Below are 380 nucleotides of genomic sequence, written 5' to 3'. Positions count from 1 at the left end.
AACCCTTCATTTAAGGTTAAATCTCTAATGGCAGCTTTTTCAGCTTTACGGTAATAATCAGAAACTAAACCACCGTAATCTGCCATTTCTTCTTCAGAAAATGACGCTTTAATAGCTTCTTTTATGTCTTTAAATGCAGCACTTCTTTCATGTTTAGCAGATCCAGCTTTTGCAATAGCATACACTTTATCATAAGCCATGTCATGAATTTTCTTGGCTAAATCTTCTTCTTGTCTGTCACCTTCATATTCACGAACCTCTTTTTTTCCAAATGCTTCTGCCAATCTTAATTGAGCAGCACACTGAACTTTAATAGCTTCATGAGCAAACTTAATAGCGTCAGCCATTTCTTCTTCAGAAATCTCATCCATTTCACCTTC

The 380-nt window shown here is 35.8% G+C and carries 1 pseudogene; it reads right to left on the bottom strand.

Annotation, left to right across the window (positions count from 1 at the left end):
* Positions 1-380: pseudogene (locus B2U95_RS05460) on the bottom strand (polyribonucleotide nucleotidyltransferase); the annotation flags it as partial.

Source organism: Winogradskyella sp. UBA3174 (genome assembly GCF_002364335.1).
Taxonomy (GTDB): domain Bacteria; phylum Bacteroidota; class Bacteroidia; order Flavobacteriales; family Flavobacteriaceae; genus Winogradskyella.
Note: the sequence above shows the minus strand (reverse complement) of the source record. Positions and strands in the feature narration are given on the sequence as shown.